This is a genomic window from Acinetobacter sp. Marseille-Q1618 (assembly GCF_902809855.1).
Classification (GTDB): domain Bacteria; phylum Pseudomonadota; class Gammaproteobacteria; order Pseudomonadales; family Moraxellaceae; genus Acinetobacter.
Window position 1 is genome coordinate 963,343 of record NZ_CADDWJ010000001.1, and the last position, 21,007, is coordinate 984,349.

The following is a 21,007-nucleotide window of genomic DNA, read 5'->3' on the forward strand; positions in this document are numbered from 1 at the left end:
CAAGGTTATGATTGCTTAAATTGTGCAACGATCGGTGCATTCTTATTGATCAAACTCACAGCATCAATTTCATTATCCACACCCAAACGGTAGCCATATTTTGGATGATATAAACTTGGACTAGAATAATAAGGTAAACTGTTTCCGCCCATCACTGTACTACCGAGTGGATGTTCAAAGCCTTGTCCAATGGTGTTTGAGTTATTATGATTCAATCCTAAATTATGTCCAAACTCATGGCGCATCACCCCCACATTACAACTCAAATTCCCAGCACTAATCATATTAAATTCAGAAGGTGTAATATTTACCCAGCCCCACCCACATGCAGCAGGATCACTCTCTGCACCTTGATAATAAACAGCATCAGCAAAAACACGATTACGTTCATTTTGCACTGTGGTATCTGTACGACCAGTGCTTATGACATCCAGTAAACGTGTTTGTGATGGAATTTTATATTCTAAATATCCAACATTTCTAATATAAAACTGTGCATTTGAATTTTCAGCAGCGTTATTGGTTAAATCCGAATCTTCCAATAAACGAAGTTTGGCTGCGCTTGCTCCTAGCTTTTGTGATACTTCAGGACTATTGACCAATAAAATATCAATCGTTGCACTATCAGCAACCCATCCCGTAGCAGTATAGATATAGCGTTGCGTTTCATCCTTTTTAATGACTGTATTTAAGCCATTTTTTGCAGTGATTTTGGTGTTCCAAGCTGCTAATGAATTTAAAATAACTTTATCGCCAATCTTAGCAGTCAATGGTAAATTCAGACTACTTTGCCAATTTGAGTTTGCGATCTGCACCCGTGTAGTGGGTTGCTCCATATTTGGAATTTGCTGATTGGTTAAATCTTTTGCTTGAAGTCGTAGCACAGGGGCAGACATTAAAATCCATTGTCCACGATCCGCCACATACATAAACTCATAGCGACTGTCTTTTTTAAGTTTTAAAGTCGCCTGTGTATTGGTATTGGTGTTTTGAATATTGGCTGCCCAATCTGCACTGGAGCGCACAATAATTCGATCACGATCACTGGCTTTTTGAGGCAATGTAAATCCATTCACCCAATTGCCATTAGAAAATACCACTTCTGTGATTGGTGCTTTGACCTGAGTAAGCGTTGTTCCTAGACTTGAAACATTGACTTGATAAGGTTTAATTTGTTCAGGAATCCAACGGTTCAAGGCTTTATTATATTTAAACCAAAATGAATCGCCTTTTTTCAAAATATAGCTACTAGTAAATAATAAATTGCTTCGATTTACACTTGATTCTTTGTCTGCATCAGAACTAATTTGGACAAGTTGCCCATCTGTCGCAGCATCAGGCAAACTGATTTGTTGCGCCCATTGGTCAGTTTTCAATGTAATTTTAGGGATAGCCGATGTAATACTAACATTGTAATTTGCAACATTATGGGTTGGATAGACGATATTTCCCGAAAGAAGCCATTTTTGTTGAGCTCCATTAAAAACAAATTGATAAGAAGTATTATTTTTTATTTCTAAAGATTCTAACGGAATATCCGTATTTGAAGTATCCAGATAGGCTGAATAGCCTGCTGTAGAATTAATGGTAATGCGATCATTATTTTTCGCTGTTTTAGGCAAATATAAATTTTTGATCCAATTCCCATTTGCAAGATTAAACTCCAGCTCAGTATAACCACTTGGAATTTGACCACTTTGGTTGTTTGTATTTGGCGATAAAATCGTACTTGCAAAAGCAGTTCCCACCAAACACAAACTTAAAGCAATAACGAGTTTTTTGTTTTTCACGCGACTTTTATTCCATTAAAATATTGATACACAGTTCCATTATTGCGTATTTTAAAACTTATCTTAACAATACTAAAACCAACCTTTACTCCCTTTCAGCTCAGCATCTGCACAGCGCAACGCTTCTTGCGACAAGCCCCACAGGCGATAATCTCCAGTAATCGAACCAATCGCAAAATTATGGGTATATGCAAAACTAAGTCCACGTTGCGGATCGCACCAAGCACCTGAACCATTGTAACCAATATGCCCAAAGCCTTTTTTCGCACGCTTGCCCATCGTGATAACGCGATGATAACCTAATCGCCATTTCATTGGAATAGGCATAACTCTGTCACGTTTTATGTTCTGAATTTTACTTAGTTCCGCAAATATTTCAGGTTTAATCAGCACTTGTCCTTCCCACACGCCTTTATTGGCAAGCATGGCATAAATTTTTGCTAAACTTTTGGCTGTAAATACCCCGTTTGCCGCAGGAATGACGGCCTGTAATCCTTCATCACTAAAGAAACTAAATTCTTTCATACTCTTAGGAACCATGGCATCTAAAAAGTCTTGTGGGTTTTGCCCACTGAGTTCGATTAATTTATCTGAAAATGAAATTTTAGATTTTTTCTTGGCTTTTTTAGGTTGTGCCACCTGTTCAGCGATTTGCTTTTGTGCTTTCGGAATCAGCCTTGCGACATTGACCAATTCAGCACTTGGTACACCAAAATAAGCACCATCAAGAGCCAAAGGATCAACCAAATATTTTTGCATTAACCATTTTAACGGCTGTCCAGTGGCTTTTTCTAATACACCACCCACCAACCAACCAAAGGTTAAAGCTTGATAGGCAATATCTTGACCGACTTGAAAACGAGGTTTTGCTTGCTCAATCACTTTGAGCATATGCTGCCAATCTGCCATTTCTTTTGCATGGGCAATCATATTTCGAATATCAAACATACCGCTTTGATGGCTCAAAATATGCCGTAAGGTGATTTTTTCTTTGCCATTTTGCCCAAACTCAGGCCAATATTTAACCACTGGCGTATCATAATCAATAAAGCCTTCACTCACTAAAATATGAGCAAGTGTTGCTAAAATTCCTTTTCCTGTGGAATAACATACAGATAATGTGTCGGATGTCCAATTTTCAGTTTCTGACTTTTTCCCTGTAAAAATATCAACGACTTTTTCACCTTGAAAATAAACTGTCAACGCTGCGCCACCAAATTGGGTACGACCATCTTGTAAACGGCTAAACTGTTCTGCTAAATCTACAAAACGTTCATCTACATAACCTTGAAAGTTTTTCTTATCCGCAAACAAAATTTCCTTGATCGCACTCATGGCTTCACCCTTATTGTTATTTCATCTCAAAAAAAAACCTAAATCATCTCGACTTAGGCTCTCTATCTTATTTGATCTTATTGTGTTTTGACTATACCTGCAACATGCGGTTTGTGTGATTTTTCATTGCGAATCAGAAAATCTGTTGTTTGCGTTTGTTGTGCTGTCAAAAACTCAACGGTTGAAGGCAAGAACATTGGCAATTTAAAATAAACATCAGCCTCATACGCATCTGGCAAAGTTAAACTCGCCAATGCGCGTGCTTTACTCCACATACCGTGTGCAATCGCCTGTTTAAAACCAAATGCTTTAGCCGTTAAAGCGTGTACGTGAATCAAGTTAAAATCGCCTGATACTTTCGCATAGCGACGACCTGTATTTTCAGCGACATTCCAAACAGCTTGCACTTGATAATCAGGTGCTGGGTTTTCTTTGGCTTTTTCGGTTGTTGTCGCATCGGTTTTTTGACGGGATAGATAGGTCGTTAAACCTTCCATGATGACTTCATTGCCGACTTTTGCAGTGGTAATAAAGTCAAATTGTAAGCCTTTGTCATGTGGTTTCACTTCACCAAATGCACATGATAAGGTCAGTTTTTCATTTACCCCGATTTTACGTGTTTGTTTGATTTGATTACGAATATGTACCAAACCTAAAATTGCAAATGGAAATGCTTCAGTTGTCATCATATGCATTTGCAAACTTTGCGACAATACCGCTAAGTAAATCGCAGGAATATACCCATTATTTTTAAAGCCACAAACTTCATTATAAGCTTTTAAATGGGATTGATCGACCTGAAAAGAATCCACCACATATTCAACTTGTGGTAGCACTTTTTCACCTTTCGGTTTTTTAATGATCAAACCTTGTACGACTTTTGCATAAGCCACATAAGGTTTTGGAAGTTGACTAAAATGGCGAGTATTCATACTAGACCTTTACATGTTTTATTTCGATATTTAAAGCCCCTTCTCCCTCGGGGATGCGGAGTATGCTCCGCAAGAGGTTGAGGGTGCTAGTCACCCTCTCCTTAAAGGAGAGGGAATAAAGCGATGTTATTAAGCTCCTAGCAAGCTTTGACCACAAACACGTACCACATTACCATTTAAACCAGTCGATGCAGTTGCTGCAAATAATGCAATCGTTTCTGCAACATCAACAGGTTGACCGCCTTGGCTCATCGAGTTCATACGACGACCTGCTTCACGGATTGCAAATGGAATCGCAGCCGTCATTTGTGTTTCGATGAAACCAGGTGCAACCGCATTAATGGTAATTCCATCTTTTAAAATTGGTGCAGTAAATTTCACCAAACCAATTACACCTGCTTTAGACGCTGCATAGTTGGTTTGACCCAAGTTTCCTGCAATACCTGAAATAGAAGATACACATACGATACGACCATTGGCATTTAAACCTTTATTTGCCAATAAATAATCGTTAATACGTTCAGCCGCAGACAAGTTAATGTTGATCACAAGATCCCACATTTCAGGCTTCATATTTGCCAAAGTTTTATCTCGTGTCACACCTGCATTGTGTACGATAACATCTAAACCACCTTGTGCAGCCGCAGCAGCTTTGATCTTCTCACCAGCATCAGCAGCCGTAATGTCAATTGCCAGTGTTGAACCACCAATTTCACTTGCAACACGATCCAAATCAGCTTGTTGTTGTGGAACATCTAAACAAATCACATGTGCGCCATCACGTGAAAGCACATGTGCAATCGCTTCACCGATCCCACGACTTGCACCCGTCACCAAAGCAGTTTTACCTGCTAAAGGTTTTGCCCAGTCCACATCAACCACATTTGCTTTTGAAACATGAATAACTTGACCAGAAACATACGCTGAACGTGGTGAAATTAAGAAACGTAAAGAAGATTCTAAGTTTTTCGCAGCATCTGCATCGACAAGGATTAAGTCAGCAGCAATACCTTTTTTAAATTCTTTAGCAACAGACTTTACAAAACCTTCTAAAGCACGTTGTGCAATTGCTTGTTTTACAGTCGGTGCTGTTTCAGGTGTTAAACCAATCACAATCACACGACCAGAGTTTTGAATTTGGCGTGCAATTGGGTTAAAGAATTTATGAAGTTCAATTAAGTCTTCTGAGTTTTGAATGCCTGAAGCATCAAATACGACAGCTTTAAACTTCGATTCTTTATCGCCTTCGTTAAATGCGCCAACAGTTAAGCCTACCTTTGCAGCTTCTTGTTGCAATTCAACATTGTTGCCTACATAACTATTGGCATGGATATTACTTAATACTTGAGCAATTTCACTTGAAAACAATCCTTTAGGTGCAGCACCCAATAAAACCGCACCTTTTACAACAGGGCTTGCTGATTCAAAACGATCTAACTCAAGTGGTGAAGGTAAACCTAAATTTTTGATGACAAATTTACCAATTGGGGATTTTGCGAATGCTTGGTATTGATCAGTCATGGTGATAATCTCTCAGTAAATAAATTTTTAAATAAGCCAGTAGGTACCCTTTAACTTCAGTGTAATCTCAGATACTTATAATTTAATAGGCTTATTATGTTTCAGCTAAATAATACTTGAGTTGTACGCCACATGTCTTGACCTGAATGCAATGGCAAATGTCATTATAGTCAATTCGACTACAGCACAATTATGATAGTGTTACACCCAAGAAGATTAGCCACATGCTTGGAAAAGCCTTATGAGCAAAACAACTCAAGAAAATCCAACAGTCAAAAATTCTACGACGGAAGAAGTGTCAAATACATCAAAGCCACGTACACGCGCCAGCAAAAGTACCACGACAACCACACGTGCTACCAATAGCACGAGTAAACCACGTCGTACCAGCGCATCAACTGCACGTAAAACGACTGCTTCTACATCACAAAAAGCTGATCCAGTTAAAACTCCATCGACTTCTCAAACTTCTGTTTCACAGGGAAAAACCATGAGTCAAAATACCATTCGCCGTGTTGCAATTATTGGTGGTAACCGTATTCCATTTGCTCGTTCAAACGGTGCATATTTTAAAGCAACCAACATTGATATGCTGACTGCGGCACTCAATGGTTTAATTGAACGCTATAAACTACAAGACCAACGTTTAGGTGAAGTGGTTGCAGGCGCAGTATTAAAACATAGCCGTGATTTTAACATGACACGTGAATGTGTTTTAAACACTCAACTTGCACCTGAAACACCTGCTTACGATCTTCAACAAGCATGTGGTACTGGTCTACAAGCAGCTTTTGCTGTTGCCAATAAAATCGCACTGGGTCAAATCGAAGTCGGTATTGCGGGCGGTGTAGACACAACTTCTGATGCACCAATTGCTTTTGGTGATGGTTTACGTAAAGCTTTACTTGAGCTCAATATCGCAAAAACTGGTAAAGATCGCCTTAAAGCATTAACAAAAATTAACGTAAAAGATTTACTCGATGCACCTAAAAATGGTGAACCACGTACAGGTTTGTCTATGGGTGACCATCAAGCAATCACTGCGCTTGAATGGGGCATTTCTCGTGAAGCACAAGACCAACTTGCTGCATCTTCTCATCAAAAAATGGCAAAAGCCTACGAAGAAGGTTTCTTTGACGACTTAATCACACCATTTATGGGGCTTGAGCGTGACAACAACTTACGTGCAGATTCTTCTGTAGAAAAACTTGCAAAATTAAAGCCTGCTTTTGGTAAAGGCGATAATGCAACCATGACTGCAGGTAACTCTACTCCACTGACTGACGGTGCTTCTGTGGTGCTTTTAGCATCTGAAGAATGGGCAAAAGCCAATGGTCACGAAGTGCTTGCTTATTTATCATTCTCAGAAACGGCTGCGGTTGATTTTGTAAACAAAAAAGAAGGCTTATTGATGGCACCTGCTTATGCAGTTCCTCGTATGCTTGAGCGTGCTAACATGAAACTTCAAGATTTTGATTATTATGAAATTCATGAAGCATTCGCATCGCAAGTTTTATCGACTTTAAAAGCTTGGGAAGATCCAAAATTCTGTAAAGAACGTCTAGGTTTAGATGCGCCTTTAGGTTCTATTGATATGTCTAAACTCAATATCAATGGTTCTTCACTTGCTGCGGGTCACCCATTTGCTGCAACAGGTGGTCGTATTTTGGCAACTGCTGCTAAAATCTTAAACCAAAAAGGTTCAGGTAAAATTTTAATCTCGATCTGTGCTGCGGGCGGTCAAGGTGTGACAGCGATTGTAGAAAAATAATTTTCTATTTTTGAAGTAAAATCAGAATCCCCATAGGACTTGAGCTTATGGGGATTTTTGTTCTTTAACCGTTTGCTGATGATATGGATGGATAAATTTAAAGGTTTTAGGATCGATTATGCTTCAGTAAAATATAATTTTATATTTTTAATGATTGACTTATGAATGAAAGATTAAAAGTATTAGTATTAAAAAACAAAATTAAACATTTTATGAGCCAACTTAAAGGCGTGGAGAACATTTCCATAAAAGAGTATTTTGATGGTTATCCTGAAATCTATGAGAAAATTAAAGCATATTATAAAATTAATTCAGTAGGGAAAGTGATCTTAAATTGTATTGAGTTAGAGGAAGAAATGGGGAAATTATTAGATAGATATGATTACTACTATATTCCTTTTGAACGAGAATTTTTTGTTGAATTTCAATTTTCAAATATGCGGGATTTCATAAAATCATGGAAAATTTTAAATCAAGGATATGATTTAACTGTTTTTAATAAAAAAATTATTTTTGTTATTAATGATGACGAGACAAACTTATCCGTTCATATTCAAGAATTATCTTAAAGTATTCACTCATATGATATATAGTAATATTCTTAAAGAATGATTATTTTAATAGAAAAAACAATTCCAATAAAAAAGAGACTTCAGCAAGTCTCTTTAATATTCAAAAATACAGCACTATTGATTCAATAATTTATCAACTACCCCAAACTTCTTAAATAGTTTTGCACGACGTTTGGGATAAATGTTGGCTTTGTTTAAATCACCGTTATAGTGATCAAATACACGCTTATCCATCATTTTAAACCAAATTGCTGGGATGAGTGCAGGCAATAACATCGTTGCATAACCACTTGGTAGTTCAGGTGCTTCATCAAAATGACGCAATGCTTGGAAAGGTCGAGTTGGATAAGCATGATGATCAGAATGACGTTGTAATTGATACAAAAATAAATTGGTCACAATGTTGTTATTATTCCAACTGTGTTCAGGCATAGTACGTTCATATTTACCATTTTCATCTTTTTGACGTAGCAAACCATAATGCTCAATATAGTTAATCACTTCGAACAAACCAATTGAATAGGCAGACTGAGCAATAAGGTACGGCAAAGTGCTTTTTCCAAAAAGTTTAAGCATTGTGCCGTGGAAAGTTGCACTCATTGACCAACCTTGTAACAGCTCATTTTCTTTTGTCCAGAAATCTAAGCCCCTTCTTTTTAAACGACGTGTTTCGATTTCAATGGCAGATTTAAAAGAACCAATCACTGTGCGTGGTAAAAACTCATAAAAAGTTTCGCCCATTTGTGCTGAAGCTGGATCTTCAGGTGTTGCAGCACGTTTATGATGCCCATAAGTGTGTTCGATACGGAAATGATTATATCCCGAAGGTGCAAGAGCTAAATGTGAAGCATATTGATCAAATTTATTATGTTTATGACTAAGTTCATGTGCAGTATTAATCGCAATTCCATTAATCGCACCCATTGAAATACCCAATAAAATCTTATCTAGGAAAGAGGTATTTTCACGGCTGACCAAATAACAGGCATAAACATTGGCAAGATATTGAAAAGGAATAAAACTTTTTACTAAACGTGCGTAATATGGATCTTTCTCAAGGAGTTTAATATCTTCATCAGTCGGATTGTTGGTGTCTTTTCCAATAATCGAATCAATTACAGGAATGACCAAGTGCAATACAATCGGCCCACCCAACGCAAAAACTTTTTTTAAAGGTTTAGGTGCAAATTGATAACCTGCTAAAATACCAATACCAATTACAGGTAAGGCTGGGCTAATCGCCCAAAGATAACGCTTTTTATCGAGTTCTAACAAAGATTTTGTCGATACTTCCTGTAATTGCTGTTCATTTAAAATTACTGGCGCATTCATAATAATCATCCTTTTATTTCTTATCTTTATCTTTGCTAAATTTATGCAAGCAAAACAGTTGTAAGCGTCCAAAAAAGCTATGAAAAAGTCTTTGGCTTGTTTAAGCTAGAGATTGTCCTTTAAGCACATGTTTTAATAGCAATATCACTTCTATGCTGTATTTTTGATATTTTTTACTTATATGGATGCTCTCAGTAAAATCTTTGATGATATTCATCTTAACCATTCTGAATATCTTTATTTACAAGCTCAAGGCAATTGGGCATTTCACAGTGCTGCCCAAGATGCTGTGATCGCACATATCATTTTGTATGGTACAGCGCATTTACGCTTTTCAGATCAGCTAGATATTCATTTAAATACTGGAGATATGATTCTAATTCCTGCGGGCTTAGCCCATGCAGTTTCAAATCAAGCCAACACGAAATTAGTAGAATCTTTAGATATTAATCCTTTGTTTTGTGGTTTACGACATGATGCAATTGAGTTTGGAGAAGGTAATTCTGAGAAAACACTGATTTTAGCAGTACGTTGTCATCTCAATGCGATCATGGCTCGCCCATTAGTTAATGCACTGCCGCCATTTATTCATATCAAAAATGCATTGAGCGATACTGCGCCAGAGTGGTTACGCATCGGTTTGTACTTTGTCGCTTCCGATACACAAAGAACCTTAGCAGGCAAAAATAAAATTATGGATCATATCGTCAGTATTATGATGATCGAATGTGTACGTGATTATATCGAGCAATTGCAAGACCAAAATAACTGGTTAAATGCCTTAATTCATCCTGAACTTTCCAATGCACTTGCGGTGATCCACAGCCAACCTGAAATCGCATGGACGGTTGAGAGTTTAGCTGAACAATGTTGTATGTCGCGTTCTAAATTTGCCAGCTTATTTAACCAAATTGTCGGTGAAACACCACTCGCCTATTTGCAACAACATCGTTTGCGTTTAGCCAGCCAATATTTAAAACAAGGACAATTAAGCATCCAGCAAATTGCTCATCAAGTCGGTTATTCTTCTGAAACTGCATTTAGCCAAGCATTTAAGAAACAATTTGAAATGAGCCCAAGTCAGTATCGTCACACATCATTTTCTAACCTTAATTAAAAGTCAAAAAAACTTAGGCTATTTCAATGGACATTAAACTTGTTAAATCCGCAAAGGATTTAAAACAGATTTTAAAATAAATTTGTGTTGGCTTTGGTATTACCTAAACTCGGATTGTCAATTGCATCTTTACATTGTGCTTTATCACGCTCGTAATCTGCTTTCTTTTGGTTCAAAGCTTTGTCTTTTTCGAGAGTTGCACGCGCAAAATTATCCAAACTGGTTAATGATTTTCGACATAAAGCATACTTTCCTTCTGTCACTGAATCCGTCATTTTGACATTGATACGCCAGTCTGCACTTAGTTTTCGAACAGGTTTTCTTACTTTTTCTTCTATTAAATTCAGTTGCTTACGGTAAACAAAAGGCTCAACCTCATTGATTAGCTTCCAAGCTGCTTGCGCATAAGCTGTTGCGTCATTGGTGAGTTTTGGTGCTGGTTTCAACGGTGCTTTAGGTTCAGATGATGAATTACCACAGCCTTGCACCAGTAAAATACTCAGTATTAAGCCTGACTTAAGCAAAGAAGAAAATTTCACTGAAAACATAGCACATCGCCAAATTAAACAATTAAGCACTATGCTAGTAAATTCAGGTACAATACACAATCTTGATTTTACCTTTTGTTTTACTCCCAATTAGGTGTTACGTGTCCCAACACACAACTTCCTCCGTCAAAGCTGCTGGTTTTTGGCAAGGCGCTAAAGATAGTCAAGCGATTATTTTTACTTATTTACCAGTCTCTTTTGCTTTCGGTGTTTCTGCAACACAATTTGGTTTTACTGCTTGGGAAGCATTGTTTCTCTCTTGCTCGATGTATGCAGGTGCGAGTCAATTTTTAGTGGTGGCATTACTTGGTAGTGGTACCTCGATTTGGATGACTGCACTGACAGTAATTGCATTAGACATTCGCCATGTTCTATATGGTCCTGCACTACAAAACCTGATTCAAGATCGTTTAAATTTAAAGAAAACAGCAGTATGGGCTTGGGGTTTAACTGATGAAGTTTTTGCCGCAGGTATGATTAAGCTGTCGCAAAGACGTCAGGAATGGTCTGAATCTTGGATGCTTGGCCTCAGTTTATGTAGCTGGATATCTTGGGCTTTAGGTTCGCTTTTAGGTGGTTTATTCTCCGATCAAGTGGCAAATTTACCCAAGTTTTTACAGGCCGCATTGGACTTTTTACTGCCTGCTTTGTTCTTAAGTTTTCTTTTGGCTGCTTTTGAAAAGAAACACACCCTTGTCGTGAGTGTATCTTTGATTGTGGCTGCGATTTCTTGTTATTTCATCAACTTATCTGCTGCGATATTTATTGGAATACTCTCAGGAATACTGGCAGGCATGTTCAAATATTATGTATTAAAGCAACATGATGATGTCGCTATGAATCATTCAGGAGAATAACATGGATCTTGAAATTATTTTAGTCGGCATCATTGTAGGAATAGCGAATTTTGCTTCACGTTTTGGCCCACTATTTGTGATTCAAAAGAATCAAAAAAATCAGCAAGCACGTGGTGCGACATGGCTAAAAATTGCTTTGGGAAGTATTGGTATTGCCGCGATTAGTTCTATGTTGGTCGTTGCTACCTTGCCACCCTTGATTGAAACACCCAATAAAAGCTTTGCCATATTAGTGGGTTTTGCGGTCTTAACGGGGATTTATTTTAAGTTTAAAAAAATCGTGTTAGCGACTTTAATTGCAGCGATTTCGTATGGTTTGGTTTATACCTATTTACCGCTTTAAAATGATAAAAGTTTAACCAATTATATAAATTTTTGAAAATATTGTGAAAAGCCTTGTTGTTGATACGCTGCATAGGCTTTTCGTAATTCATCGCCATAGATTGGATCAGGGTTATTCAATTCTTTATGTAATACCCTCGGCATTAAAGGATTTTGTGATCTTTGACTCACCAATAATGCAATGAGCTGACAAAAACCTTCTTCTTCAGCCATGCTGTTAAATTGATATTGATGTTGTGACAGCAACACATGCCCTATTTCATGGCTTAAAACCCAAACTAGATTTGCAGTCGGCATACCGTAAATGACATTAATTTGCGCATGCAGGTGATGATTTTTTAAAAACATATTGGTACTAACCGTATTGGTTGCTAAACCTTCGGCATGATCATAGCCCAAATTTTTCATTTTTTCTTTACTGATCAAACTGACATGCGTATAACCACGCATAAACCGCAAACCTAAAACTTCAATTTGTTTGAGCACCCATTCTGCAACAAGCTGTAAATTTTCTGTGGTAACAATAATGTGTTTAGCACAATCTTTACATAACATCCGCCCATCAGCATAACTTAGTGTATCTTCTTTGAAATACTGATGATGGCAATAATAACAAGGATATAAGGTTTGTACATTTAACCACATGGGTATCACTTCAATAAGTTACTATTGCCTTGCAAGCATTTTTAAGTTTTGCAAAGCTTCTATTAGCGTTTGATTTAACTGCATGGAATTCGCTATTAATTTTTCTTTTTGCTTCTCATCATTTTCCCATTGCTCTTGATTTTTTAGCAAATAAATTGAATCATCATTATAAGCCACAAAAGCAGCTTTAACTTTTTTACCTTCAGGCGTTATAAACTTAGCTTGATCTAGTGATTGACTTAAAGCTTGTAAATTTTTTATCACTTCAGCCACTTGTGCTTTCTGCTCAACCCTTGAATTTTCTTCGCCTTCTTCTGTCATCATTGTCATTTTCTGCATATCTACTTGCTCCATCAAACGGATGAACAAATTAAAATCAGCTTGATGACTTGCACTTGCTTTTGATGTTTCAGTTGCAGTTTGTACTTCATGTTGTTGTGATGCCGCATATGTAGGTGTTATAGCAGCGCAACTTAAAATAACAGCAGTTGCAAATAAAAAACGGTGGATCATAGGTGATTTCCTTTATTTTTTAAAAAGCGAAAATATTTATATTTAGCGAGCAACAACTTAAATTTATTTTTGCAAATAAAAGGGATATTTTGTCAAATATCCCTTTATTATCTTATCGATGGGTATGAATCGACATCACAATCCCGAAACTCGCCAAGAGTGTAATAACCGCTGTCCCACCATAACTCATCAAAGGCAATGGATCACCAGTCACGGGTAAAATGCCACTGACCATGCCAGAGTTAACAAACACGAAGAAAAATAAGGACAAACCAATCGTGCCTGCCAAAATACGACCATAATTATGGAAACAGTTTAGGCTGATCATCATACAACGGAAAATAATCGCAGCATACAACACAAAAAGTAGAAAAACACCAATAAAACCAAACTCTTCTGCATAAGTCGACATAATAAAGTCAGTGTGATGTTCAGGTAAATATCCTAATTGTGACTGCGTCCCCCCTAGATATCCCTTCCCTGTTAAACCACCTGAACCAATGGCAATTTTAGACTGGATAATATTCCAACCTGCCCCAAGAGCATCCGACTCAGGATCAAACAAGGTTAGAATCCGTTTCTTTTGATAAGCTTGTAATACAAACATCCAGACCAAAGGCAACGCCATCCCAGCCGCTGCAATCGCTCCAATGATCAATGTCCACGACATTCCACTTAAAAATAATGCAAATACTCCACCGATCACAATCCCGATCGCCAAATCGGGTTGTAATAAAGCTAACCCGAATGGCAGCACCATCAAAATCAAAGCACCAATCACATGCTTAAACTTTGGCGGTAACGGTTGCCGTGAAAAATACCATGCCATCACCATAGGCATAGCAAACTTGGTAAACTCACTCGGCTGCATACTGCCGATCCCAGGAACAGTTAACCAACGCTTTGCCCCAAGTCGCACATCTCCAACCAAGAGCACTAGAACTAACAAGAGTATGGCTATTCCATAAAACCATGGACTAACGGCTTGATAAACTTTTGGGGGGACTTGAGCACACAAGAACAATAAAACAAACCCAACTGCAAAACTAATCGCTTGGCGTGTCAACATACCGACATCTTGGTCGGATGCGCTATACACCATTAATAAGCCCAAAATAGCATTGATGATTAGAAAAGCTAATAACCAAGGATCTAAATGCAATTTATCCCATCTTGAGGTATTTTCATTAAAACTCCGACCATCCCTCAAGGAGTGTCGCAAGAAGCGATATTGCTCAGTAGGTTGCATGTTATTTTCTACAACAAAAACGGGAAAACAAAATTATAAAGAGAAATGAATAAGAATACAGCCTTAGATCGTATTTCTCATTCACGAGAAGCTATTGTATCTTGCTGTGCAGTTAAAATCAGGCGTGCTAACTCCAAATCATCAGGATAAGTAATTTTAATATTGTCCGAGCGACCTTGCACGACTCGTACAGACTCACCGATATACTCTAATGCACTTGCTTCATCTGTAATGACAATGTCATTTTTTAATGCCGTTTCTATAGCATTTTTTAGTTTTCCAAGACGTGAAGCTTGAGGTGTTTGAGCCTGCCAGAGTTGCTCACGACTGACAGTCTGCTCAATGTCATGATTATTTACAATTCGTTTTAAAGTATCTCGCACAGGGATCGCTAAAATGGCACTTGATGCTGAATTTACAACCGTACTTATAAGATCATTCAAACACATTGCTGTTACACAAGGTCGAGCTGCATCATGTACCAAAACAATATCCTCAGGCGCAGCTATCTTGCTTAAATAAATCAAAGCATTTAATACAGAATGCACGCGTTCTGCACCACCAAGGCAAAAATGGATATTTTCAGTATTTTCAAATTTCAATGCTTGTGCAACATCATCTTGCTCGCCAATCGCTAAAACACAGCCTGCCAATGTCAATTGGTTCAAACGATTTACAGTATGTTCTAAAACTGTTTTGTCTTGAATACGTTGGTATTGTTTTAATTCTGTTTTTGAAAACCGACTTCCAGACCCCGCAGCAGGAATAATTGCCCAAATTTTAAGGTTGTGATGGTGCGGTGTCTGCATTACTGTCTTCATTGGTTCTATTATCTACATCTGCATTTGGATCGATATAAATCGGCTTGTAATGAGTGCTAATGGTACTCATTTGTACAAAGGTTTCATGTGGTTTGATCAGCCCCAAATCAAGGCGTGCATGTTCTTCAATAGCTTCAGCACCATTCTTTAAGTCATAAACTTCTGCCGCAAGAATACGGTTACGTTCTTTGAGCTCGTTATTGACTTCAGTTTGTTGTTGAATTTGTTGTAGCAGCGCTTGATGTGGAAAGTATCCACCTTCGCCAAACCAATAACGGTATTGGAGCACTGCAATGATTATCAATGCAATGACAAGAATAATTTTACTTGAAGTTGATTTGAGGACTTCTGGCATAGTGTATGTGGATTAGAGCAGCATTAAATTATGCGTTCAATATACATCAAATCAGAGGGATGGAGAACGCTTTACTGTGGTAAATATGCAAATGGTGGAGAAAACTTTAGAATAAATATTCTCTTAATTTATCAATCAGAAAAAAGTTCACAGTCATTAAAATGAATAATGGTGATATCAATGAGTCTAATCGCTCCTGTAACCTATGATATAGAAAATTGTCAAAAATTCCGAGTATTTGGAAAGAAACGCTCGTAGAAATTATCGAAAGTTTAAAAAATAAAGATATTCTGAGATTAAATTCAATCAAAGATGTTGAACAAATAGATATTTTACATGCTCAAGATATTTTCAATAGTGTGGATGATTATGGAGTAACTTTTATACCGAACGAATCTTGGAATACTTCAGTATGTCAATATTTTGGTGGAGGTTGGAATGTTTATATCGATCTTTATACAAAAGAAGAAGGATTAAGTGATTTGATCATGTCAACGAATGTCTTTGAAGTGAATAAGAAATTTATTTTTCTTTTAGATAATATTTATGTGCCTTAAGTTTGACTGGTTGTAAATTTAAACAAGCAAGTGACTATCTTATGGAGTTCATATGAATGCTTTTATAAGAATGTTAATAGGTACAATTTTCACTTATAAAGCAATAAACTACAAAAGAAAAACCACCCTTTTCAGAGTGGTTTTTTTAATCTAAAGTAATTTATAAAAATTAATTCAAACCTTTAAATTCAGCTTTACCACGGTAAACTGCATGTGTTAATTCTTCGATACGAAGCAATTGGTTATATTTCGCAATACGATCAGAACGTGAAAGTGAACCTGTTTTGATTTGACCTGCAGCAGTACCAACAGCAAGATCTGCAATTGTAGAATCTTCAGTTTCACCAGAACGGTGAGAAATTACAGTTGTATAACCATTTGCTTTAGCAAGGTAAATTGCATCTAAAGTTTCAGACAATGTACCAATTTGATTATATTTGATTAAGATCGAGTTACCGATTTTCTCATCAATACCACGTTGTAAAATCTTAGGATTAGTTACGAACAAGTCATCACCAACCAATTGGATTTTATCACCAAGGATAGAAGTCAAATAAGCCCAACCTTCCCAATCAGACTCATCCAAACCATCTTCGATAGAGATAATTGGATATTGCTTCACAAGACCAGCTAAATAGTCAGCAAATTGGTTGCTTGTGAATGCTTTGTTGCCTTCACCTGCAAGCACATATTGACCATTTTTATAGAATTCTGAAGATGCACAGTCAAGTGCAAGCATGATGTCAGAACCTGCTTTATAGCCAGTTTGACCAATCGCTTCAAGAATCGCAGTAATCGCTTCTTCGTTGGTACGAAGGTTAGGTGCAAAACCGCCTTCATCACCAACCGCTGTATTTAAACCTTGTTTTTTAAGTACAGATTTTAAAGAATGGAAAATTTCCGCACCTGCACGTAAAGCTTCAGCAAAAGATGTGAAACCTACTGGCTCGATCATGAATTCTTGAATATCTACAGTGTTATCTGCGTGTGAACCACCATTGATGATGTTCATCATTGGAACAGGCATAGATAACGTCGTTTGACCACGTAAATCTGCGATATATTGGAACAATTCAGTTTTCTTTTCAGCAGATGCAGCACGCGCAGCAGCGAGTGATACCGCCAAAGTTGCGTTAGCACCTAATTTTTCTTTATTTTCAGTGCCATCAAGCGCAATCATTTTGTCATCAATTGCTTTTTGTTCAAATACGTTTTGACCTTTTAATAAGTCTTTGATTGAACCATTTACGTTTTGAACCGCAGTGCGAACACCTTTACCTAAGTAACGTGCTTTGTCACCGTCACGAAGTTCTAAAGCTTCACGAGAACCAGTTGAAGCACCAGATGGTGCACATGCACGGCCTACAACGCCAGAGTCCAAAATTACGTCTGCTTCGATGGTAGGGTTACCACGAGAGTCCAAGATTTCACGTGCACGAATGTCAACGATTTGGCTCATGAATATTTCCTCAGTTGATTAATAATAAGATGCTCAAAAATAAAAGCATCAATGCGTATCTAACTTTTTGAATCCTTTAACTAAAGTATCCAATTCTTTTAGCTGTGCTAAGAATGGCTCAAGTTGAGACATTCGTAATGCACAAGGTCCATCACATTTGGCTTTTTCAGGGTCTGGATGCCCTTCTAAAAATAAACCTGCAAGGCCTGTCGCCATACCCGCACGTGCAAGTGTGGTAATTTGCGCACGACGTCCACCCGCAGAGTCAGCACGACCACCTGGTGTTTGTAAAGCGTGTGTCACATCAAAGAATACAGGCACATTCATTTCTTTCATGATGTCAAAACCAAGCATATCAACCACCAAGTTGTTATAGCCGAATGACGTACCACGCTCACACAGAATGAGTTTGTCATTACCTGCTTCTAAACACTTATTCAGGATATGACTCATTTCACGTGGAGAAAGGAATTGTGCTTTTTTGATGTTAATAATGGCTTGCGTTTTTGCCATCGCTTCAACCAGATCAGTTTGACGGCTTAAAAAAGCCGGAAGCTGGATAATGTCTGCAACTTCAGCAACAGGCGCAGCTTGATAAGGTTCATGCACATCGGTAATGATCGGTACATTAAAATGTTTTTTAATGTCAGCAAGCCATTCGATGCCTTTTTCTAAGCCCGGTCCACGAAAAGAGTTTAAGCTTGAACGATTGGCTTTATCGAAGCTGGCTTTAAAAACATAAGGGATGTCTAGGCGTTTACAGATATCCACATAGGTTTCTGCAATTTCAAAAGCTAAGTCTTTCGACTCAAGTACATTCATTCCGCCGAATAGTACAAATGGCAAATGATTTGCCATTTGTATATCGCCTAAACGTACAATTTCTTGTGGTTTTAATTGTGACATTTAAACTTCCTAGTTATGTTTTGCTCGCTTATTTACTTTTTTGATACTGTTTTTTTGCAGCATCAATAAAACTTGCAAATAATGGATGTCCATCACGTGGTGAGCTGGTAAATTCTGGATGGAATTGTACAGCAATAAACCAAGGATGTTCAGGAATTTCCACAGTTTCTACTAAATGTTGATCTGCTGAATAACCTGAAATTTTCATACCTGCTTGCTCAATCGCAGGAATGAAACGATCATTCATTTCATAGCGATGACGGTGACGTTCGATAATTTCTGCATTCCCATAAACGTCACGTGTCTTGGTACCTTCAACCAATTCAGATTTTTGAGCACCCAAACGCATCGTTCCGCCAAGGTCAGAGTTCACAGAACGGTGCTGAATCTCACCACGCTCATCTAACCATTCAGTGATTAAACCAATGAGAGGGAATTTAGTAGAACGATTAAACTCAGTTGAAGTTGCTTCAGGCATACCAGCAACATGACGTGCAAACTCGATCACAGCCAACTGCATACCTAAACAAATACCAAGGAATGGCACGCCATTTTCACGTGCATACTGAATTGCTTTCATTTTACCTTCAGTACCACGTTCACCGAACCCACCCGGAACAAGGATCGCATCTGCATCTTTTAACACTTCAGCAGGGTTTTGACCTTCTAAATCTTCAGCATTGATATAATCAATCTGAACTTTGACACGGTTTTGAATACCCGCATGTAAAAGTGCTTCATTTACAGACTTATACGCATCTGGCAGTTCGACATATTTACCGACCATCGCCACACGAACGATATATTCGGGATTTAACAATGCTTCAACTACATTGTCCCAATCGCTCAAATCAGCTTCTGGTAAATTGTCATAACCAAAACGTTCACAAATTAAATCATCAACATTTTGCTCATAGAAAGTACGAGGAATCTGGTAAATCGAACGTGCATCTTTACAGACCACAACTGCACGTGCTTCTACGTTAGTAAATAATGCAATTTTACGAGTCGTATCTGCATCAACATCATGCTCTGTACGACAAATCAAAATGTCTGGTTGAATACCAATTGACAATAATTCTTTAACCGAATGTTGAGTTGGCTTGGTTTTAAGTTCAGCCGCAGATTTAATATATGGAAGTAAAGTTAAGTGCATGAGCATGGTACGTTTATGACCCAGCTCAACCATAAGCTGACGCACAGATTCCATGAATGGGAGAGATTCAATGTCACCTACTGTGCCGCCGATTTCAACAATCGCAACGTCATAACCTTCGCCTGCACGAAGTACACGCTCTTTAATATTGTCTGTAATATGTGGAATGACTTGGACTGTACCACCAAGATAATCACCACGACGCTCTTTATTTAAAACGTCTTGATAAACACGACCAGAAGTAAAGTTATTTAACTTGGTCATTTTGGCACGACGTAAGAAACGTTCGTAATAACCCAAGTCTAAGTCCGTTTCAGCACCATCTTCTGTGACAAAAACTTCACCGTGTTGGAATGGGCTCATAGTCCCAGGATCGACATTAATGTATGGATCCATTTTGACCATGGTTACTTTTAAACCACGGGCTTCTAAAAGTGCAGCAACTGAAGCAGCTGAAATACCTTTACCTAGTGATGATACAACACCACCAGTCACGAATATAAAATGGGTCATTAAGTTTCTCGTACAATGGAGCCTAAATTGGCCTACAATGTTGTGCGATTTTACTTTACCTTGTACCTAGAAAGCAAAGTCAATTCACATCAATTCATAGAACAATAAACAATTGGCTATTCTATCAGCATTTCCAATAAAAAATTAACATTACAAGACATGATTTTTATCTCTAATTTTATTGTTATAATAGGCGTACTCTCTAGAAGCTATATTTTGTGTCAATATGAATAAGAAACTTTTAATTTGTGGTTTGATTGCAACAGGTCTTGTTTTAACAGCATGTGTGAAAAAAGAAGAACCTAAAAATGATGAACCTGAAAAAGTTGAAACCACTCAAACGCAGCAACCTGAACCACAGCCTGCTCAGTTTGAAAATCTTGAAACAGTGGATCAAGATCATGATCAACAAATCAATCAGGGCGGTTCTTCAGAACAAGTGAATTCAGGTCAAACTGAAACAACAACTCCTCGTAATGATGTTCAGCCAGCACCAACACCACGTGTTGAACAACCGAAACCTATACAAACTACTGAGGTTGCTCGTACTGAACAACCAAAACCAGCTGCGCCAAAGCCTGCTCCTGTTGAAACTGCACGTACAGAAACTCCAGCACCAAAGGCAAACTCGGGTACAGCTCAAACTGAAGATGATGCTGTCGCTGCTGCAATCGCTGCTGCTACACCTGCATTGAAAAACTAATATTGGTTTTTCA

Annotated in this window: 21 protein-coding genes; 7 read left to right on the top strand and 14 right to left on the bottom strand. The window is 37.9% G+C overall.

Annotated features, from left to right (window positions below):
* Window positions 1–5: 5 nt before the first annotated feature.
* The 4 genes from cpaA to HUS24_RS04535 form a co-directional block, all read right to left on the bottom strand.
* On the bottom strand, window positions 6–1,790 hold the full coding sequence (gene cpaA / locus HUS24_RS04520; RefSeq protein WP_173910856.1) for a metalloendopeptidase CpaA: 1,785 nt from the start codon (window positions 1,788–1,790) through the stop codon (window positions 6–8).
* A gap of 72 nt (window positions 1,791–1,862) precedes the next feature.
* Window positions 1,863–3,125, bottom strand: a complete 1,263-nt coding sequence (locus HUS24_RS04525; RefSeq protein ID WP_173910858.1) for a serine hydrolase — start codon at window positions 3,123–3,125, stop codon at window positions 1,863–1,865.
* Window positions 3,126–3,202: 77 nt separating this feature from the next.
* A complete protein-coding gene (locus tag HUS24_RS04530) occupies window positions 3,203–4,057 on the bottom strand; it encodes a MaoC/PaaZ C-terminal domain-containing protein (protein WP_173910860.1) in 855 nt (284 codons plus the stop codon).
* Window positions 4,058–4,186: 129 nt separating this feature from the next.
* The gene (locus HUS24_RS04535) at window positions 4,187–5,578 is read right to left on the bottom strand and encodes a 3-oxoacyl-ACP reductase (protein WP_173910862.1); all 1,392 of its coding nucleotides are present in this window, start codon (window positions 5,576–5,578) and stop codon (window positions 4,187–4,189) included.
* Window positions 5,579–5,819: 241 nt separating this feature from the next.
* On the opposite strand from HUS24_RS04535, the gene HUS24_RS04540 reads away from it, so the two are divergent.
* Both HUS24_RS04540 and HUS24_RS04545 read left to right on the top strand, forming a co-directional pair.
* On the top strand, window positions 5,820–7,349 hold the full coding sequence (locus HUS24_RS04540; protein WP_173910864.1) for an acetyl-CoA C-acetyltransferase: 1,530 nt from the start codon (window positions 5,820–5,822) through the stop codon (window positions 7,347–7,349).
* A gap of 161 nt (window positions 7,350–7,510) precedes the next feature.
* A complete protein-coding gene (locus HUS24_RS04545; RefSeq protein ID WP_173910866.1) occupies window positions 7,511–7,918 on the top strand; it encodes a hypothetical protein in 408 nt (135 codons plus the stop codon).
* 117 nt (window positions 7,919–8,035) lie between these two features.
* Here HUS24_RS04545 and HUS24_RS04550 read toward each other — a convergent pair whose 3' ends face one another.
* Window positions 8,036–9,253, bottom strand: a complete 1,218-nt coding sequence (locus HUS24_RS04550) for an alkane 1-monooxygenase (RefSeq protein ID WP_173910868.1) — start codon at window positions 9,251–9,253, stop codon at window positions 8,036–8,038.
* 181 nt (window positions 9,254–9,434) lie between these two features.
* Between HUS24_RS04550 and HUS24_RS04555 the strand changes: the two genes are divergently transcribed.
* The gene (locus tag HUS24_RS04555) at window positions 9,435–10,370 is read left to right on the top strand and encodes an AraC family transcriptional regulator (RefSeq protein WP_173910871.1); all 936 of its coding nucleotides are present in this window, start codon (window positions 9,435–9,437) and stop codon (window positions 10,368–10,370) included.
* 71 nt (window positions 10,371–10,441) lie between these two features.
* On the opposite strand, the gene HUS24_RS04560 is transcribed toward HUS24_RS04555, so the two are convergent.
* Entirely contained in the window at window positions 10,442–10,918 is a 477-nt protein-coding gene (locus HUS24_RS04560) for a hypothetical protein (RefSeq protein ID WP_173910873.1), read from the bottom strand.
* Window positions 10,919–11,019: 101 nt separating this feature from the next.
* Here HUS24_RS04560 and HUS24_RS04565 point away from each other — a divergent pair, with 101 nt between their 5' ends.
* Together HUS24_RS04565 and ygaH are read left to right on the top strand one after the other, a co-directional pair.
* Window positions 11,020–11,775: an AzlC family ABC transporter permease gene (locus HUS24_RS04565; protein WP_173910875.1), complete on the top strand. Its 756-nt coding sequence runs from the start codon at window positions 11,020–11,022 to the stop codon at window positions 11,773–11,775.
* Window position 11,776: 1 nt separating this feature from the next.
* Entirely contained in the window at window positions 11,777–12,118 is a 342-nt protein-coding gene (gene ygaH, locus HUS24_RS04570; protein WP_173910877.1) for an L-valine transporter subunit YgaH, read from the top strand.
* A 20-nt stretch (window positions 12,119–12,138) separates the two neighbouring features.
* Here the strand turns inward: ygaH and HUS24_RS04575 are convergent, their stop codons facing one another.
* The 5 genes from HUS24_RS04575 to ftsB form a co-directional block, all read right to left on the bottom strand.
* Window positions 12,139–12,762 carry a protein DA1 gene (locus HUS24_RS04575; protein ID WP_173910879.1) on the bottom strand — a complete coding sequence of 208 codons (624 nt, stop codon included), beginning with the start codon at window positions 12,760–12,762 and terminating at the stop codon, window positions 12,139–12,141.
* 21 nt (window positions 12,763–12,783) lie between these two features.
* A complete protein-coding gene (locus HUS24_RS04580; RefSeq protein ID WP_173910881.1) occupies window positions 12,784–13,275 on the bottom strand; it encodes a hypothetical protein in 492 nt (163 codons plus the stop codon).
* A gap of 112 nt (window positions 13,276–13,387) precedes the next feature.
* A complete protein-coding gene (rodA, locus tag HUS24_RS04585; protein ID WP_173910882.1) occupies window positions 13,388–14,524 on the bottom strand; it encodes a rod shape-determining protein RodA in 1,137 nt (378 codons plus the stop codon).
* Between the two features lie 77 nt (window positions 14,525–14,601).
* On the bottom strand, window positions 14,602–15,333 hold the full coding sequence (ispD, locus tag HUS24_RS04590; RefSeq protein ID WP_173910885.1) for a 2-C-methyl-D-erythritol 4-phosphate cytidylyltransferase: 732 nt from the start codon (window positions 15,331–15,333) through the stop codon (window positions 14,602–14,604).
* The gene (ftsB, locus tag HUS24_RS04595) at window positions 15,305–15,700 is read right to left on the bottom strand and encodes a cell division protein FtsB (RefSeq protein WP_173910886.1); all 396 of its coding nucleotides are present in this window, start codon (window positions 15,698–15,700) and stop codon (window positions 15,305–15,307) included. The genes ispD and ftsB overlap by 29 nt, the downstream gene beginning before the upstream one ends.
* A gap of 218 nt (window positions 15,701–15,918) precedes the next feature.
* Between ftsB and HUS24_RS04600 the strand changes: the two genes are divergently transcribed.
* Complete coding sequence (locus tag HUS24_RS04600; protein ID WP_173910888.1) at window positions 15,919–16,257, top strand: hypothetical protein; 339 nt, start codon at window positions 15,919–15,921, stop codon at window positions 16,255–16,257.
* Window positions 16,258–16,426: 169 nt separating this feature from the next.
* Here HUS24_RS04600 and eno read toward each other — a convergent pair whose 3' ends face one another.
* The 3 genes from eno to HUS24_RS04615 are packed head-to-tail and all read right to left on the bottom strand — an operon-like array spanning window position 16,427 to window position 20,291.
* Window positions 16,427–17,716 carry a phosphopyruvate hydratase gene (gene eno, locus HUS24_RS04605; protein WP_173910890.1) on the bottom strand — a complete coding sequence of 430 codons (1,290 nt, stop codon included), beginning with the start codon at window positions 17,714–17,716 and terminating at the stop codon, window positions 16,427–16,429.
* Window positions 17,717–17,764: 48 nt separating this feature from the next.
* Window positions 17,765–18,622: a 3-deoxy-8-phosphooctulonate synthase gene (kdsA, locus tag HUS24_RS04610; protein ID WP_173910891.1), complete on the bottom strand. Its 858-nt coding sequence runs from the start codon at window positions 18,620–18,622 to the stop codon at window positions 17,765–17,767.
* A gap of 28 nt (window positions 18,623–18,650) precedes the next feature.
* Window positions 18,651–20,291, bottom strand: a complete 1,641-nt coding sequence (locus HUS24_RS04615; protein WP_173910893.1) for a CTP synthase — start codon at window positions 20,289–20,291, stop codon at window positions 18,651–18,653.
* Window positions 20,292–20,517: 226 nt separating this feature from the next.
* Here HUS24_RS04615 and HUS24_RS04620 point away from each other — a divergent pair, with 226 nt between their 5' ends.
* Window positions 20,518–20,994 carry an internalin gene (locus HUS24_RS04620; protein ID WP_173910895.1) on the top strand — a complete coding sequence of 159 codons (477 nt, stop codon included), beginning with the start codon at window positions 20,518–20,520 and terminating at the stop codon, window positions 20,992–20,994.
* Window positions 20,995–21,007: the final 13 nt, after the last annotated feature.

Coding starts and splice junctions, on each gene's coding strand:
- HUS24_RS04525 (WP_173910858.1), bottom strand. CDS start 3,125: ATGAGTGCGATCAAGGAAATTTTGTTTGCGGATAAGAAAAACTTTCAA.
- HUS24_RS04530 (WP_173910860.1), bottom strand. CDS start 4,057: ATGAATACTCGCCATTTTAGTCAACTTCCAAAACCTTATGTGGCTTAT.
- HUS24_RS04535 (WP_173910862.1), bottom strand. CDS start 5,578: ATGACTGATCAATACCAAGCATTCGCAAAATCCCCAATTGGTAAATTT.
- HUS24_RS04540 (WP_173910864.1), top strand. CDS start 5,820: ATGAGCAAAACAACTCAAGAAAATCCAACAGTCAAAAATTCTACGACG.
- HUS24_RS04545 (WP_173910866.1), top strand. CDS start 7,511: ATGAATGAAAGATTAAAAGTATTAGTATTAAAAAACAAAATTAAACAT.
- HUS24_RS04550 (WP_173910868.1), bottom strand. CDS start 9,253: ATGAATGCGCCAGTAATTTTAAATGAACAGCAATTACAGGAAGTATCG.
- HUS24_RS04555 (WP_173910871.1), top strand. CDS start 9,435: ATGGATGCTCTCAGTAAAATCTTTGATGATATTCATCTTAACCATTCT.
- HUS24_RS04560 (WP_173910873.1), bottom strand. CDS start 10,918: ATGTTTTCAGTGAAATTTTCTTCTTTGCTTAAGTCAGGCTTAATACTG.
- ygaH (WP_173910877.1), top strand. CDS start 11,777: ATGGATCTTGAAATTATTTTAGTCGGCATCATTGTAGGAATAGCGAAT.
- HUS24_RS04575 (WP_173910879.1), bottom strand. CDS start 12,762: ATGTGGTTAAATGTACAAACCTTATATCCTTGTTATTATTGCCATCAT.
- HUS24_RS04580 (WP_173910881.1), bottom strand. CDS start 13,275: ATGATCCACCGTTTTTTATTTGCAACTGCTGTTATTTTAAGTTGCGCT.
- rodA (WP_173910882.1), bottom strand. CDS start 14,524: ATGCAACCTACTGAGCAATATCGCTTCTTGCGACACTCCTTGAGGGAT.
- ispD (WP_173910885.1), bottom strand. CDS start 15,333: ATGCAGACACCGCACCATCACAACCTTAAAATTTGGGCAATTATTCCT.
- ftsB (WP_173910886.1), bottom strand. CDS start 15,700: ATGCCAGAAGTCCTCAAATCAACTTCAAGTAAAATTATTCTTGTCATT.
- eno (WP_173910890.1), bottom strand. CDS start 17,716: ATGAGCCAAATCGTTGACATTCGTGCACGTGAAATCTTGGACTCTCGT.
- kdsA (WP_173910891.1), bottom strand. CDS start 18,622: ATGTCACAATTAAAACCACAAGAAATTGTACGTTTAGGCGATATACAA.
- HUS24_RS04615 (WP_173910893.1), bottom strand. CDS start 20,291: ATGACCCATTTTATATTCGTGACTGGTGGTGTTGTATCATCACTAGGT.
- HUS24_RS04620 (WP_173910895.1), top strand. CDS start 20,518: ATGAATAAGAAACTTTTAATTTGTGGTTTGATTGCAACAGGTCTTGTT.